Below are 13631 nucleotides of genomic sequence, written 5' to 3' on the forward strand. Positions count from 1 at the left end.
GACCTGGGCCACGCGGCGCTACGTGTACACACAACTGCGCATACGCGATGGCTGCCGACGGCCTTACTCCTTGTGCAGCGCCAGCACAGTGGGACGCTCCGAACGGTCAAACCACGCCAAGGACGACTCCCACAGAGCGGCTACAGCATCGTCGGCTTCCTCCTGCGTTTCTGCCTCCAGGACAGCTGTGACATCGGGGGTTGCGTCAGGCAGGTCCGCGAGGATCGCGGCCACGTCCGACCACGTGTATTCGAAGGCCGGTGCCTCGAAAATGTGGGGTTCGAGTTGTTCCCCTGGGCGCAGGGTAGTTGAGGTGGGGGTATCGACTGCCAGGACGACGCGCGTGGGCAGTGCCCCGTCTGTCTCGCGGGCCAGCACCAGGGATGCCAGGGCGGCCTCCGTGATCGCGTCGTCCTCGAGGACCTCGACGTCCTCGCTGCTCATCGCAGCGTCGGGCACGGCGAGTACTCCGTCGTGCACGGGCGGCAGGGGGACGGACAGGTCAGACAGAAGGGCGGGAACGTAGACGCGCATGGTCACAGTGTAGGCACCCACTGGTCCACGATCGCCTCCAACGCGTCGGTCGCGGAGCATTGACTTCCTGTCTCCCCCAGTGCCGTCGCGCGCAGGCAGGCACGGGCGACGCCGGCATCGTCATTGATAGTGTGGAAGATGCGTCCGGGCATGAACGCTCCGATGGCGGCCTGCAGTGCGGCGACCGGGCGCGGACCGATCGCGTCCTTGCTCACGCGGTTGACGATGATGTCCACCGGAATGTCGCGCCCCTGTTCCTCCCACCAGCGGGCGAGGAAGGACAGACGATTCACACCGATGATGTCACCGCGCGCGACGACAACGAGGCGGTCGGCCCGTTCTAGGACACCGAGGGTGACGTCATCTCTGTTCACTCCGCGCGTGGGCTTTTCGAGGTAGGTCGCGGCCAGATCAACAATGCTGTAGCGCGCGTTCAGGCGTGCCGCGCCGATGATTGCTTCGATGTTGGTTCGGCTCACCTCACGCCAGCGGTGCGGGGTGACCAGCCCAGTGACGACGCCCAGGCGCTCGCTCCTTCTCACGCAGGCGCCTGCGATGTCTTCGGGCGACAGTGGGCCTCGCGATGCGGCGCGCGCGAGGATGGACAGGCCCGAGGTCTGTACGGGCAAGCCCAGGAGGTGGGCAATGCTCGGATTGGACGTGTCCGCGTCGATGAGGAGGGTCTCTCCCCGCGTCGCTAGCATCGTTGCGATGCCTGCAGCAAGGGTCGTGCGCCCGGGTGCCCCGGAGGTGCCCCACACCGCTAGAACGGTGCCCGCGCTGGTGGGCGGGGGCGGAGGTGGTGACGAGGCTTGGGCTTGGTGTGTGCGCCGCGCGCGGGTGGCGGCTATCAGCGAGTTGACGACCTGGTCGGGACTGCCAGGTGCCGCGACCGAGTCACAACCGAGAGCACTGAGTCGGTTGCGTTCCTCGTGGTGAGCCAGCGCGACGACCGCCATACCAGCCGTGTGGAGGCAGAGTAGGGCATCGGCGGTCAGGTCGGTGTCTGCTCCGTCGATGATGGCAAGGTCGGCGATGCCGGCGCGGGCGGCAGCGATGACCTCGGCGAGGTCGGCGCAGCGCCTGACGATGGACAGGCAGTCTGAGCGTGATTGGATCGCCTGGATGATCGGGGCTTCGTAGTGCTGATTAGCCAGGATGACGACGCCGTGGACACCGCTCACGATACCCCCACGGGAACGGCGGCGAGCTGTTCGGTCGATGTCTGAGCGGCGAGGAGGGTTGGTAGGGATGATGCGTTGGCCATGATTTCGATATGGGTTTCCCTGTGTATTTGGGAGGCGGATGCGTCTACGGATCGAACGAAGGTGAAGGTTCCATCGATTTCGCGGGCCTTCGTATCGGTGTCTGTGGCCGGGCGGGAGGGGATGGCCCATAGACGGATCGGTGTGCCGTCGGCGACGCCTTCGGGGAGGCCCGCGTTCACGGTGAGTGCGACACGAACCATCGCGTCGGGGTCCTGCCCACCGTTGTGGTCACTATCGGCCAGGTCGGCTCGCATGATGAGCTGCCCGGGGATAAGTGGTCGGGCGACGGGTGTCCCCAGTGGTGCTTGCGCAGTCGGAACATAGACGGAGGATTCCACGGCGAGAACGATTTCACGGACGTTATCTGCCGTGATGGCCTCCCCTGGTGCGATGCTGGTCGTCACCGAGTAGACGCGGGTTCCTCCCCGAAGGAACCCGCCCAGGACACTGAAGGCGAGCACGGACGCGATGATCAGGACGACGCCGATGATGAATCGACGGTCCATCTTGCCGGGGACGCGCGCCGGGATCGACACTGAAGCTGAGACGCGTTTCACCCTTCCATAATGCACGTTTCGAACGAAAAACGGTAGGTTGTCGAGCATCTATCGGAATCAACCGGGTCGATATGTCGATTCACATGCGAAAAATTGTCGACTCAAACCATACAAACGAAACGATCTCAACTGATACCATATTGTCATGGCAACACGATTCCTCACCCTCGCTGACGTCGCCGAAACCCTGAATCTAACGATGTCAGCCACCCGCGCCCTCGTATCCTCCGGCGAGCTCCCGGCCATCCAAGTTGGCGGTAAGCACGTCTGGCGAATCGAAGAGTCCGTTCTGGAGCAATTCATCCAGGACCAGTACGCCGCGACGCGCGAGCGCCAAAAGGCGGAGCACGCTCAGTAGTCCGGCGACCAGCGCTGGCCAAGCACGCGGAGTCGACGAAGCCCCGAGAGCGCCAGCGACATGATCTGCCCCTCTTGTTCATCACGACCGTCGTATCCGAGGGCCGCCTCACTGAGGGCAACATCGATATGATCCCCGTAGACCGCGTCGATGACCCCACGATGGTCACCGCAGTCCGAATCGATAGCGACTTCGATTCCGCGAGCGCTCAGCTCCCGCAGGACGTGGCCAACACCGATGCCGCCACGGATCGACGACTCGCGCGCAACGCTGCGTCCGAGCGGCCAGGCGCCGACGACAGCCGAGATCATCACGAGACTGTCGCCGGTGCTGGCGCGCAGCAGCACCCACGTGCTCGTTGAGTCGAGCACCTCACCCACTATGACGCCGCCACCTCTCAGCGCTAGTGTGACAACGCCCTCGACTCCAGCCAGTCGCGCGGATAGGGTGACGGAGGCGCGCTCTGCGTCTGTCAGCTCATCGATGAGTTCTTGGAGGTCGCAGCTACGCGCCTCGTCGAATCGTGCTTCCAGTTCGTCAATGAACGCATACATATCCATGCATCTACTCTGCCACACGAGTCAAGCTGTGAGTTGCGCATCACACTTTCAAGGAATTAACCACTATCTATTGACATATACTATTATGAAGTAGATAGTTATAGTACCGAATTAGCCTCCTCAACGAAGAGCACCTCATGACATACGACTCACCCACCGGCACAGGTCAGGCGCACCTGACCGACGCATTCCTCTGGCTCGTGGGCGCACCCCTCACCGTCCTCGACATCCTCTACCTCAGCTGCGCAGCACCGCCCATCACGCCGAACGCTCCCGAGACACTCGCCGTCTGGACGCTCGCATGCCTCGCCTTGGCGCTCCTGGCATGGAATCTTCTCTGGTCAGCCGTCGCACACCTGGCCACGCTCACGCTCACCCCCGCCCCGCTTCGACGGGCATCACACGCTCTCGTATCACGTGTCGGCACGCGGCTATCAAAATCCCTTCTGGCAAAAGCCGGCGCCGGGGCACTCATCGGTTCAGCACTTCTCACCCCCATCCCTCACGGAGCGAGCATGGCCGCTCCCCCTGAGGCAGCTTCGCCCGGCATATCCCTCACCTGGGCAGACAGCCCCAACCCGTCACTCTCAACAAGCGACGCCACCTCGACTCACCCCGACGAAACACCATCCACGCAGGCCCAACGCGCATCACGCGAAGCGACCGCTGCACAGCAGACAGTAACGATCCGCCCCGGCGATACCCTCTGGTCGATCGCCCAAACCCTGCGTCCAGACTCCGACGACGCCCACATCACCCGCGTCTGGCAGGCGATCCACCGCGCCAACGCGGATGCTATCCCGAATCCCTCACTCATCTACCCAGGAGTACAACTCTCCATCCCCCAGGACCTTCCATGAGCACCCACCTCCACCCCCGGCCTCGTCCCCTCTGTCAATCAACACGCCGTACGCGCACCACACCAACACCCACCAGACCCGCCTCGCTCGCCCCGTTTCGCTGGTCCGCACCCGGCCCACACATTCAGTCACGTCGTCCACGAGCCGCGCTTGTGACCGATCCGAACCGCCCCGACCTGCCAGACCCAGGCCCCTGGGCAGCCACCCTCGCCAGAGCCATCGTCGAGGTCGTCACAGGAGTCCGAACCTCACACCAACTACGCCGCTGGCTCCTCCCCGACCTCTACGCAGCGCTTATCGAGGTCCACCTGACGCCATGCGCGCGAGGAACCACGCCGATCCACGTACGTGTGTGCACCATCGACGCACAACACACGGAAGCAGCAGTCATCGTCGCGACGGCCACACGCACGTACGCCCTGGCCCTGCGACTCGAGGAGTACCGGGGACGCTGGATGACCACAGCCCTCGAACTCGCCTGATCGCGCACTCCACCAACACACAACAAAGCGAGGGGACTCCCGCAGGAGCCCCCTCGCCCGATCGTTCAACGACGGCGACGCTTCTTAGCGGCCGCGCGACGCTCCGCGCGATTACCGCCCGCCGACGATGATGTGCCCTGCCCCTCCGCAGAGCTGTAGCTCACGCGACTGGGTGCATTCCGACGACCCACATTACCCATGACAGAACGGGCGCGAGCGACGGCCTCGCGCGCAGCCTCAGACGCCGCGGACTCCGCGGCAGCCACCTGCTCGACGCTGGGACTACCCGCCGCCTCAGACTTCGAGGAGGCCGAGGCGGGCGCAGACGCCGAAGCCACGGACGCACTCGCGATAGAACCACCCGCCTGCTCCTCAGCCACAGCCAACGCACGCTCAAACTGCTTAGCGTAGCTGAACACCTGCTGAACAGACTCCTCGCGGATACGCTCAACCATCGCCTGGAACATTTGAGCGCCCTCGTCCTTATACTCGACGAGCGGATCACGCTGACCCATCGCGCGCAAGCCGATACCTTCCTTCAGGTAATCCATCTCGTAGAGGTGCTCACGCCACAAGCGATCAACCACGGAGATGACAACACGGCGCTCAAGCGTCCGCATAGGTTCCTCACCCAACTGCGCCTGTGCCAACGGGTTATCGTTCAAGCGATCCTCCGTGTCTGCGTACACCGCGTGAATATCGCCCACGAGCTCGGTCACGAGGTCATCGCGAACCAGGGAATTCCTGCCCCCGTGCTCCTCCTCGACCTCCTCGATCGAAACCGACGGAGGATAGTAGCCGCGCAGATTCTCCCACAGGGAGGGCAAATCCCACTCATCGACCGGCTTGTCGGCGACCGCCTCATCGACCAAGCCCGTCACGAGCGACTCCGCGAAGGAACGCAGCTGGGGCCCCATATCCTCACCCTCAAGCACCTTGCGACGCTCGCCGTAGATGGTCTCACGCTGCCCCGTCATCACGTCGTCGTACTTCAGGACGTTCTTGCGGATCTCAAAGTTACGGGCCTCCACCTGATGCTGAGCAGACGCAATCGAACGCGACACCACGCGATTCTCCAGCGGCATGTCCTCCGGATAGGCACCCGACGCCATAATACGCTGGGCCATACCCGAGTTAAACAGACGCATCAAGTCATCTTCCATCGACAGATAGAAACGAGACTCTCCAGGATCCCCCTGACGACCACTACGACCACGCAGCTGGTTATCAATACGACGCGACTCGTGGCGCTCCGAACCGAGCACGTACAGGCCGCCCAACTCACGCACCTCCTCACGCTCGGCCTCAACAGCCGCCTCCGCAGCCTCGAGAGCCTTGGGCCACGCCTCGCGGTACTCTTCCGGGTTCTTCTTCGGATCGAGGCCCTCATCAGCGAGGTTCGCCTGGGCGATGAACTCCGAGTTACCACCCAGCATGATGTCGGTACCACGACCAGCCATATTCGTGGCCACCGTCACCGCACCCTTACGACCCGCCATCGCAACGACAGCGGCCTCGCGGGCATGCTGCTTAGCGTTGAGCACCTGGTGCGCAATTCGTTTCTTCTTCAGCATCTGAGAAAGCAGCTCAGACTTTTCAACCGACGCAGTACCGATGAGGACAGGCTGACCAGCTTCGTGGCGCTTAGCCACATCCTCAATAATCGCGTTCAGTTTCCCCTTCTCCGTCGGGTAGACGAGGTCAGGCTGATCCTTACGGATCATCGGCTTGTTCGTCGGAATCGGGATAACGTCGATCTTGTAGGTCGAAGCGAACTCCGCGGCTTCCGTCTCAGCCGTACCCGTCATGCCCGCTCGCGACCCCTCCGGGTACAGGCGGAAGTAGTTCTGCAACGTGATCGTGGCCAGCGTCTGGTTCTCCGCTTTGATCTCCACGCCTTCCTTGGCTTCAATCGCCTGATGCATACCATCGTTGTAACGTCGGCCCGGCAAAACGCGGCCCGTGTGCTCATCAACAATGAGGACCTCGCCGCCATCCACGATGTAGTCGCGGTCCTTAAAGAACAGCTCCTTGGCGCGGATCGCATTATTCAGGAAACCGATCAACGGAGTGTTCGCGGCCTCGTACAGGTTTTCGACGCCCAGCTGATCCTCAACCTTGTCAATACCCGGCTCCAAGATGCCAACGGTCTTCTTCTTCTCATCGACCTCATAGTCCTCGTCGCGCGTCAAAATGCGCGCGATGCGCGCAAACTCGATGTACCAGCGATTCAAATCTCCGTCGGCAGGACCTGAAATAATCAAAGGCGTACGAGCCTCATCAATAAGGATCGAATCAACCTCATCAACGATGACGAACTCGTGACCACGCTGGACCATGTCTTCGGGAACCTGAGCCATGTTGTCGCGCAGGTAGTCGAAACCAAACTCGTTATTCGTGCCATACGTGATGTCACACGCGTACATCTCGCGGCGCTGCGCGGGAGTCTGCCCCACGAGAACACACCCACAAGACATACCCAGGAAGTTATACACACGGCTCATAAGGTCCGACTGGTACTTTGCCAGGTAGTCGTTAACCGTCACAACGTGCACACCCTTACCGGTCAGCGCGCGCAAGTAAGAAGGCATCGTAGCGACCAAGGTCTTACCTTCACCGGTCTTCATTTCCGCGATCTTGCCCTGGTGTAGAGCGATACCACCCATCACCTGCACGTGGAAAGGACGCATACGCAGGATTCGCCAAGAAGCCTCACGAACCGTCGCGAAAGCCTCCACCAGGATGTCATCCAGGGTCTCACCCTCCTCAAGGCGATCCTTAAACTCCTGGGTTTTTGCTTGCAGTTCTTCGTCGGTCAGAGCCTCAAAATCCTCCTGCAGGGCATCAACCTGCGACGCAAGCCGATCCAGCTTGCGCAGCATCCGACCTTCGCCCGCGCGAAGGATCTTGTCAATAATCGACACGACTAGCTCCTGACGTCTGTAGTCCGCCCCCCTGTAGGACGGACAGCCAAATCCACCCATTAGTTTACGAACTAACTGCCCAAAGTGGAAACGCCCGCGCGAACATGGACGCATTTAACGTCACAGGTAAACATGCGGGTGTGCCCCGGGCACTAGGCCCGGGGCACACCCGCATCAGTGAACCGTCAGATCGTCGTATTCAAACGAAGCACACCGTACGTCCACCCGTGACGGTGGTAGACGACGCACGGCTGGCTCGTCTCCTTATCAACGAAGAGGAAGAAGGGGTGGCCGACCATCATCATCTGGTCCAGGGCCTCATCCACGCTCATCGGCGGAGCCTCGTGCACCTTCTGGCGCACAATAATGGGCGTGTCACCCCACTGCTCCTCGCGAGCCTCTCCAACCTTGAGATCCTCGGCGCTACGCAGCGGCTTGGGAGCCTCCGGCTCGGGCGCCACCTGCTCCTCAACAACAGGTGCTACGTCAAGTACTTCGGTTTCGACCAGATTACGCGGGTACCTGCGGCGGTGGTCTTTCACGCGATCACGCAGGCGGCGCAAACGCTCGTAAAGCTTCCCGGCGGCAATGTCAACAGCCGCGTAGCGGTCGGCGGAGCGCGCCTCCGCGCGGATGATTGGCCCCTTGCCGTAGACGGTCAACTCAATGCGCTCGGCGGTATCTGCTTGGCGGGGGTTACGTTCGTGAGTCAGCTCCACATCCACGCGCTGCGCACGCGGATAGAACTGGGTAATCTTCGAAACCTTCTCCTCCACGTATGCCCGGAAATTCGGGTGAATCTCAGCATTACGTGCGACGACGGTGATGTCCATGTGTTTCCTCCATGGTGTGCGGCGGGCATCGTTGCCCGCGGATGGGGATTGTTCGGTGCTCACTGCCCGAACCGTGGCCTGAGCTATCACCTCCCGCACTGACGTGGAAGGCGTCCGCGCCTGCCACGCTATCGAAAGTTCGTAACCGCATTATAGCACGTCGGTGACCTACGTCATGCGATGAGGCCTGGACGGCACAACGCCGCCACCCCATCCACCCGCCCCAGCACTCGCTCCATTTCACGGATCGTCGCACCCGTCGTCACCACATCATCCACCGCAATCACAATCGCTCCTTCCGGAACCGACACACGAGCACGCATCGAACCCATGCGCCCCACCACACGAGCAGCACCCGTCTTACCCGACTGCGATCCCACCCCCACCCGCAACCGCAACACATCTACAACACGCACACGAATACGCTCGCGAACACGACGATCGTCGCGCGACAAACACCCGCGGGAGCTTCCCCCGCTCAATAGCCGGTCCGAACAAGCCTTGGCAAGCCCCCGCGCCACCCCGCGCGCGAGCGGCAACGCCACCTGCCGCCCCCGCAGACGCCTCCCCCACGACGACGGCGCAGGCACAACCCACACGTCCACCGCCCCGCCAACCTCGCGCGCCCTCCCACTACCCTCACGCATCGCCGCGGCGGGCGACCCAGGCCCAGCCACCACCCGCCACAGGGACGCACCCAACGTGGCCCCGGCCTCGTCAAGAAAAGCACTCACATCCGTGCGCATCGCATGCTTCGCGCCCAAAACAATCCTGCGCAGGGGACCGGAATAGTCCCCGAGGACCCAAAGAGGGATCGAACCTCGACGCCCCTCCAAGGAAGACGACACCGGCTCAACGGTGGCCAGCGACGCACACGAAACACACATGACCACGTCCCACGCCAAACACCCCACGCACTGAACGGGCAGCACCGCGCCCAGGAAAGCATCAACGAAACCAGCCACCCGGTGCACTCCTGCCACCAGCCCTCACCCCGCGTAACGCGCCGATGTCACGTCAGCCGAGACATTTTGCCACAGCGCTCCCGATCGCACGAGAACCTGCGCCTTACCCGCCTCGTCCGTCCCAACGATGACAACCGAAGCAGAAGAAGCCCCGGCGCTCATCGACGACACGCGGATCGGCAACGCAACGCTCGAAGGCAAACCTCCCAACGCCATCGTCACAAGCTGGTCGTTGTCACCACCCTCACCGCGCACCGCAAGAACGACTCCCGTCGACGTGGTCCACGACGCGTCGATGACAGCCCCGCCGTCGAGCGAAATCTGTTCGAGGGAACGCACCGCCTGCGGACGACCACCCGGCTCGCGTTCAACAACGCCCACCCACGCGCTCGGTGTGGAGCCACGGATAACGAGGGCACGCACACCGTCAGGGGAAATACGCACCGCGTGAACGTCACCCGCGCTTTCGGATTCGATGCGCACACTGAACGCCCCATCCGTGCCGCCACCGACACTGAGCCACGAAGCGGACGTAGGAGGTCCCCACACCCATCCGTATCTGTCAATCGAGGGCCCGAGGGGGGCCTGACCTGGCAGGAAGGCAACCTGGCTACCTGCATGCTCCGCGTAGACTCCATCGGGGCCACTCCACGCCACGAGAGTGGAATCCATCGGCGAACAGGTCGGATGCGCGGCGTCCCTCGCCGAAGCGCGGGGGGTAAAACCCGATGCTGACACGACCCCCACGCCTGATGGACCAGCCCCCACCATAGTGTCGAGGGAATACGACGGCGGTGGCGGCACTGCTGGCACGTCAAGGGTGTCGCCCGAGAGGGTAATGCTCACCTGCGACACGTCAGGCGCCTGCGTGAGGGTACGCGTCAGCTGCCATGAGAGACTCACCTGCGCGGCTTCGTCGGGGGGCATCGCGGCGTTGAGTTCGACGCGCGCGACCCCGTCGCTGACCTCTACCCCGTGCGAGGGCAGGGTGGCCCCCGCCGGGATCGCGTTGGCAACCACGGGATCGAGGGCTGGGCTGGGTCCCGCGACAAGGCCTGCGAGAAGGTGGGAGGCCAGGCGCCTGGAAGGGTACCAACGCGGATCAGACACCAGGTCCGACCCATCAACGGACGGGAAGTACAGGTTTGCCTGCGTGTACGAGGCCGTCAAGGCCGCCCGAGAGATGAGGATAATGTTGTCGGGCGCGTCGATACGCCACTGCCCGTCCTCGCGGACAAGGGTGAAAGTCCGCGACACGATGGAGCCATTCGAACGCGTGAGAACACCCAAGTCGTCGATGCTTGCCACCCCCAGAACGGACACGCTGACCTCCGCCTGCGCGGAGTTGTCAAGGCTCGCGCTCACCAATGGCGCCGTATCCGTGTCGTAGACGAGGATTTCGTTTTCAGGCTGCCACGAGCGTGCCGACGCGCTCGTGAGGAACAGGCGAGCGGTCGCGTAGTCATCCTGGGGTCCCGCTGCGCAGGCGAGCAGAAAATCCGAGACCAGGGTCGAGGCGTCAGAGCCGTCCGAGGGACCCTCTGCAGAAAATTGGATGCCGCTGCCATCGCGCGCGGACGCATCGAAAGGGGTTGGCGCCGAGGAGGTGGGCAGGGACGCACAGCCCGCGAGCGCCAGCGCGACGCAGGCTATCAGGGCGAAGCGTCGTCTCATTGGTTCTCCCACAGGGTGAGCGGCCAGCTGGCGATCTCATCGCCCGGGTGTTTGGGCAATGTCATGAGGAAGGACGCTCCCTTGCCGGGTTCACCGTATGCTTGGAGTCGCCCTCCGTGGATCGCCACATCCTCCGTCGCGATGGCGAGGCCTAGGCCTGTTCCTCCGGTCGTGCGTGCTCTGGCCGTGTCGGCCCGGTAGAAGCGGTCGAACACGTGATCGGTAACCTCCTTGGTCATTCCCACCCCACGGTCGCGCACGCGACACGCCACGTCGGTGGCGCTGGTCGCCACCGTGATCGTGACATCAGACCTGTCGGCGTGCTCGATCGCGTTGACGACGAGGTTGCGGATGACTCGCTCGATGCGGCGTTCGTCGATCTCGGCAGCAGCTGGACTGGGGGCGATGATGCGAACGGTAACACCCTGACGCTGGGCCAGCTCGCAGCATCCCTCCACGACGCGCGTCACGATGGGACGCAGATCGTGTTCTTCTGCGTCCAGGAGGGCGCTCGCTGCGTCGTAGCGCGAAATTTCGAGCAGGTCGGCGAGCATTTGCTCCATGCGTTCTGTCTGGTCGTGCAAGAGTTCGGCGGAACGGCGCGCGTGCGCTGGGAGATCCTCGCGGTTGTCCCACACGACCTCCTCGGCCATGCGGATCGTGGTCAGCGGCGTACGCAGCTCGTGTGAGACGTCGGAGACGAAACGCTGCTGGAGTTTGGCCAGTTCGTCGTAGCGTGAAATCGTGTCCTGCAGTGAAGAGGTCATCGCGTTGAAGGCTCGTCCGAGCGCCGCCATTTCGTCGGCACCATGCACCTCGACGCGCACATCCAGGTTTCCCTCCGCCGCCTTGGTGGCCGCATTGACGGTCAGGCGCACGGGTAACAGGAGTCGGTGCAGGAGCGCATAGACGGCGATGGGCAAGGTCAGGATGATTGGCAGCGCGGACAGGGCAAGCACGCGCAATACGACGTCCACCTGGCTCTGATCGGCTGCCAGGGAGTAGAGGATGTAAAGCTCGTGCGTGCCTGCGCGGGGCAGCTGCACCTGCGTACCGACGAGGATCCCAGGTGACACCTTGTCAGAGTCGGATGCCGTGATGCCCACCGACTGCCACTGGGCGCCGCCCTGCGTCACGGCCTGACGCATCTCGGGGGTAACGAGGAGGCGCATCTGCTCGTCCTCAATCTGATTGATGCGCAGCGAGGCAGCGGAACCCTCGGAGCGCAACAACGCGACGTTGGTCGCTCCCGCGCCTGCCGCCGAGGCTTTGAGTGAGGTCAGGGCGCCGCGTGCGGATTCTTGGACTTGGTCGGGGGAGGTGGCCGTCGAGGAGGAAAACACGGACTGGGCTGCAGAAAAACGCAGCGACGCATCTGCCAGAATCGCGTCTTTACGCGTCTCAAACATCGACGAACGCAGCTGTGAGGCGACGATGATACCGAAGATAAGCAGGATAGCGAGCGCGGAGAGGGTGATCGCCACGGCAAGCTTCGCCGAGAGGGAATGCCGGATGCGGTGGACGATCTGTGAGGAGCGCAGGAAGATCCACGGCCTCGACGCGGTGAGGACCCGGATCAGTCGCGAGAGCGCGAAATTATGCTCCCGCGCCGGCACGGTACCCAACCCCGCGGACAGTGACGACGAGCTCCGGTTTTTCCGGATCGCGTTCAATCTTGGAGCGTAGGCGCTGCACATGAACGTTCACGAGCCTCGTGTCGGCAGCGTGACGGTAGCCCCACACCTGCTCCAAAAGTTCCTCGCGGGAAAACACTTTCCACGGGGAGCGCGCCAACGTGGCCAGCAGGTCGAACTCGAGCGGAGTCAACGCGATCACACGTCCGTCACGCTTGACGACGTGTCCAGCCACGTCAATGGTCAGGTCCTGCAGGGTCAGCCCTTCGTCAGCCTGTGATTCCTCGCGACCACGCAGGCGGGCACGCACACGGGCAATCAGTTCCTTGGGTTTGAAGGGTTTGGGCACATAGTCGTCTGCTCCGGCCTCGAGACCCGTCACAACGTCGGACGTATCAGAACGGGCAGTCAGCATCACGATCGGGACATCGGAGACGCGTCGGATTGCCCTGCACACGTCAAATCCATCCATGCCGGGCAGCATGACATCGAGGAGGACCAGGTCCGGGTTCGTTTCTTGGAAGTGAGTCAGCGCCTGGGATCCATCGGAACAAAAGACGACGCGAAAGCCCTCGTTCTCGAGGACGATGCCGATCATCTCGGCCAGGGCGACGTCGTCATCGACGACGAGGATGCGCGAACTCATATCACGATAGTGTCACGAAATCGTCACGGTTGCAGGAGATTCATTCGGAAACACCACGTTCCTGCCGCGATGACGGCACGCACATCCCCGTCCTGTGGCAGGATTGAGACCAGCACAACACCAGCGATCTGGAGGTCGTGATGAGTTCCCCATGGACACCGCCCGCCCCTGGCCAAGACGAGCCAACAGGAGTCCAAGAGGGCTACAGCGCACCCGCCCCCGGGCCAGGCTACGGCGCACCCGGGCCAGGCTACGGCGCACCCGGGCCAGGCTACGGCGCACCCGGGCCAGGCTACGGCGCACCCGGGCCAGGCTACGGCGCACCCGGGCCAGGCT

The 13631-nt window shown here is 63.0% G+C and carries 14 protein-coding genes; 4 read left to right on the forward strand and 10 right to left on the reverse strand.

What is annotated here, in order from left to right:
* Window positions 1-63: 63 nt before the first annotated feature.
* The 3 genes from RYL44_RS02575 to RYL44_RS02585 are packed head-to-tail and all read right to left on the reverse strand — an operon-like array spanning window position 64 to window position 2359.
* Window positions 64-534 (reverse strand): DUF6912 family protein, encoded by a 471-nt coding sequence (locus RYL44_RS02575; RefSeq protein WP_314975009.1) that lies wholly within the window; start codon window positions 532-534, stop codon window positions 64-66.
* A gap of 2 nt (window positions 535-536) precedes the next feature.
* Window positions 537-1718, reverse strand: coding sequence for a CpaE/TadZ family protein (locus tag RYL44_RS02580; RefSeq protein WP_314768843.1), 1182 nt, complete (start codon window positions 1716-1718; stop codon window positions 537-539).
* Entirely contained in the window at window positions 1715-2359 is a 645-nt protein-coding gene (locus RYL44_RS02585) for an SAF domain-containing protein (protein ID WP_234968618.1), read from the reverse strand. Before RYL44_RS02585 ends, RYL44_RS02580 begins: the two co-directional genes overlap by 4 nt.
* 145 nt (window positions 2360-2504) lie before the next feature.
* Between RYL44_RS02585 and RYL44_RS02590 the strand changes: the two genes are divergently transcribed.
* A complete protein-coding gene (locus tag RYL44_RS02590; RefSeq protein WP_073982547.1) occupies window positions 2505-2717 on the forward strand; it encodes a helix-turn-helix domain-containing protein in 213 nt (70 codons plus the stop codon).
* Here the strand turns inward: RYL44_RS02590 and RYL44_RS02595 are convergent.
* On the reverse strand, window positions 2711-3277 hold the full coding sequence (locus RYL44_RS02595) for a hypothetical protein (RefSeq protein WP_073982546.1): 567 nt from the start codon (window positions 3275-3277) through the stop codon (window positions 2711-2713). The genes RYL44_RS02590 and RYL44_RS02595 overlap by 7 nt on opposite strands.
* Window positions 3278-3414: 137 nt before the next feature.
* Here RYL44_RS02595 and RYL44_RS02600 point away from each other — a divergent pair, with 137 nt between their 5' ends.
* Window positions 3415-4137, forward strand: coding sequence for a LysM peptidoglycan-binding domain-containing protein (locus RYL44_RS02600; protein ID WP_073982545.1), 723 nt, complete (start codon window positions 3415-3417; stop codon window positions 4135-4137).
* Window positions 4138-4289: 152 nt separating this feature from the next.
* The gene (locus RYL44_RS02605) at window positions 4290-4619 is read left to right on the forward strand and encodes an Rv3235 family protein (RefSeq protein WP_234968617.1); all 330 of its coding nucleotides are present in this window, start codon (window positions 4290-4292) and stop codon (window positions 4617-4619) included.
* Between the two features lie 65 nt (window positions 4620-4684).
* On the opposite strand, the gene secA is transcribed toward RYL44_RS02605, so the two are convergent.
* The 6 genes from secA to mtrA all read right to left on the reverse strand — a co-directional run bounded on the left by secA (window position 4685) and on the right by mtrA (window position 13295).
* Window positions 4685-7543, reverse strand: coding sequence for a preprotein translocase subunit SecA (gene secA, locus RYL44_RS02610; RefSeq protein WP_314975010.1), 2859 nt, complete (start codon window positions 7541-7543; stop codon window positions 4685-4687).
* A 185-nt stretch (window positions 7544-7728) separates the two neighbouring features.
* Window positions 7729-8376 carry a ribosome hibernation-promoting factor, HPF/YfiA family gene (gene hpf, locus RYL44_RS02615; protein WP_314975011.1) on the reverse strand — a complete coding sequence of 216 codons (648 nt, stop codon included), beginning with the start codon at window positions 8374-8376 and terminating at the stop codon, window positions 7729-7731.
* Between the two features lie 173 nt (window positions 8377-8549).
* Window positions 8550-9341 carry a ComF family protein gene (locus RYL44_RS02620; protein ID WP_314803713.1) on the reverse strand — a complete coding sequence of 264 codons (792 nt, stop codon included), beginning with the start codon at window positions 9339-9341 and terminating at the stop codon, window positions 8550-8552.
* Between the two features lie 24 nt (window positions 9342-9365).
* A complete protein-coding gene (locus RYL44_RS02625; protein ID WP_314975012.1) occupies window positions 9366-11015 on the reverse strand; it encodes an LpqB family beta-propeller domain-containing protein in 1650 nt (549 codons plus the stop codon).
* Window positions 11012-12631, reverse strand: a complete 1620-nt coding sequence (mtrB, locus tag RYL44_RS02630; protein WP_276739398.1) for an MtrAB system histidine kinase MtrB — start codon at window positions 12629-12631, stop codon at window positions 11012-11014. Before mtrB ends, RYL44_RS02625 begins: the two co-directional genes overlap by 4 nt.
* Window positions 12612-13295, reverse strand: coding sequence for an MtrAB system response regulator MtrA (gene mtrA, locus RYL44_RS02635; protein ID WP_073982541.1), 684 nt, complete (start codon window positions 13293-13295; stop codon window positions 12612-12614). Before mtrA ends, mtrB begins: the two co-directional genes overlap by 20 nt.
* A gap of 140 nt (window positions 13296-13435) precedes the next feature.
* Here mtrA and RYL44_RS02640 point away from each other — a divergent pair.
* On the forward strand, window positions 13436-13631 hold a 196-nt coding region (locus RYL44_RS02640; protein WP_462675790.1), incomplete at its 3' end, for a hypothetical protein.

Origin of the sequence: Actinomyces bouchesdurhonensis (assembly GCF_963540955.1) — a bacterium.
Lineage (GTDB): Bacteria > Actinomycetota > Actinomycetes > Actinomycetales > Actinomycetaceae > Pauljensenia > Pauljensenia bouchesdurhonensis.

Bases quoted from the DNA above. Each gene is read 5' to 3' on its own strand.
- RYL44_RS02590 (WP_073982547.1), top strand. From the start codon at position 2,505: ATGGCAACACGATTCCTCACCCTCGCTGACGTCGCCGAAACCCTGAAT.
- RYL44_RS02595 (WP_073982546.1), bottom strand. From the start codon at position 3,277: ATGGATATGTATGCGTTCATTGACGAACTGGAAGCACGATTCGACGAG.
- RYL44_RS02600 (WP_073982545.1), top strand. From the start codon at position 3,415: ATGACATACGACTCACCCACCGGCACAGGTCAGGCGCACCTGACCGAC.
- hpf (WP_314975011.1), bottom strand. From the start codon at position 8,376: ATGGACATCACCGTCGTCGCACGTAATGCTGAGATTCACCCGAATTTC.
- RYL44_RS02575 (WP_314975009.1), bottom strand. From the start codon at position 534: ATGCGCGTCTACGTTCCCGCCCTTCTGTCTGACCTGTCCGTCCCCCTG.
- mtrA (WP_073982541.1), bottom strand. From the start codon at position 13,295: ATGAGTTCGCGCATCCTCGTCGTCGATGACGACGTCGCCCTGGCCGAG.
- RYL44_RS02625 (WP_314975012.1), bottom strand. From the start codon at position 11,015: ATGAGACGACGCTTCGCCCTGATAGCCTGCGTCGCGCTGGCGCTCGCG.